Source organism: Mesorhizobium sp. M3A.F.Ca.ET.175.01.1.1, assembly GCF_004791945.1.
In the GTDB taxonomy this organism is placed as follows: Bacteria; Pseudomonadota; Alphaproteobacteria; order Rhizobiales; family Rhizobiaceae; genus Mesorhizobium.
Map to the genome: position 1 here is coordinate 1 of NZ_SRTP01000038.1, position 1,273 is coordinate 1,273.

Sequence of the window (1,273 nt, forward strand, 5' to 3'; positions counted from 1 at the left end):
CGCAGCACGTATTGCAGGATGCCGCCGTTCTTGAAGTAGTCGAGTTCGTCCAGCGTATCGATGCGGCAGACGATCGGGATGGTCTTCACGGTGCCGTCGCCATAGGTGAGCCTGGCCGCCATCTTCTGGCGCGGCTTGATCGCGTCGAGCCCGTCGATCTCGACCAGCTCGTCGCCCTTGAGGTTGAGCGAGGCCCAGGAGGTGCCGTCCTCGAAGACGAAGGGGATGACGCCCATGCCGACCAGGTTGGAGCGGTGGATGCGCTCGAAGGACTGGGCGATGACGGCGCGCACGCCAAGCAGGTTGGTGCCCTTGGCCGCCCAGTCGCGCGAGGAGCCGTTGCCGTATTCGACGCCGGCGAAGATGACCAGCGGCACGCCTTCCTGCTTGTAGGCCATCGCCGCGTCGTAGATCGACATCTCCTCCTTCGAGGGATAGTGGATGGTGTAGCCGCCCTCGCGGCCGTTCTCGCCCAGCATGTGGTTGCGGATGCGGATGTTGGCGAAGGTGCCGCGCATCATCACCTCATGGTTGCCGCGCCGGGTGCCGTACTGGTTGAAGTCGGCGACGCCGACGCCATGCTCGGTCAGGTACTTGCCGGCCGGCGAGGCGGCCTTGATCGAACCCGCCGGCGAGATGTGGTCGGTGGTGATCTTGTCGCCGAACAGGCCGAGCACGCGCGCGCCCCTGATGTCGCCGACCGTGCCGAAGCTGCGCGCCATGCCGGCGAAGTAGGGCGGGTTCTGGACATAGGTCGAGTTGTCGTCCCAGGCATAGGTCTGGCCTTCCGGCGCCTTGACCCCTTGCCAGTAAGCGTCGCCCTTGAAGACGTCGGCATATTTGCGCGCGAACAATTCGCGGGTGACGTTCTTCTCGATGAACTCCTGGATCTCGGCCGCGCTCGGCCAGATGTCCTTCAGATAGACCGGCTGGCCGTCGCGGCCCTCGCCGAGCGGCTCGGCAGTCAGGTCCCTGGTCACCGTGCCGGCCAGCGCATGCGCCACCACCAGCGGCGGCGAGGCGAGGTAGTTGGCCTGCACGTCGGGCGAGACGCGGCCCTCGAAGTTGCGGTTGCCGGACAGCACCGCGGCGGCGATCAGACCCTTGTCGTTGATGGTTTTCGAGATCGGCGCCGGCAGCGGGCCGGAATTGCCGATGCAGGTGGTGCAGCCGAAGCCGACCAGGTTGAAGCCGATCTGGTCGAGCTCCTTCTGCAGCCCCGACTTCTCCAGATACTCGGCCACCACCTGGCTGCCCGGCGCCAGCGAGGTCT

Annotated in this window: 1 protein-coding gene; it reads right to left on the reverse strand. The window is 66.2% G+C overall.

Going from position 1 to position 1,273, the window contains the following annotated elements:
• The coding region (gene acnA / locus EN818_RS30620) for an aconitate hydratase AcnA (RefSeq protein WP_135906212.1) at positions 1-1,273 on the reverse strand (1,273 nt) is incomplete at both ends.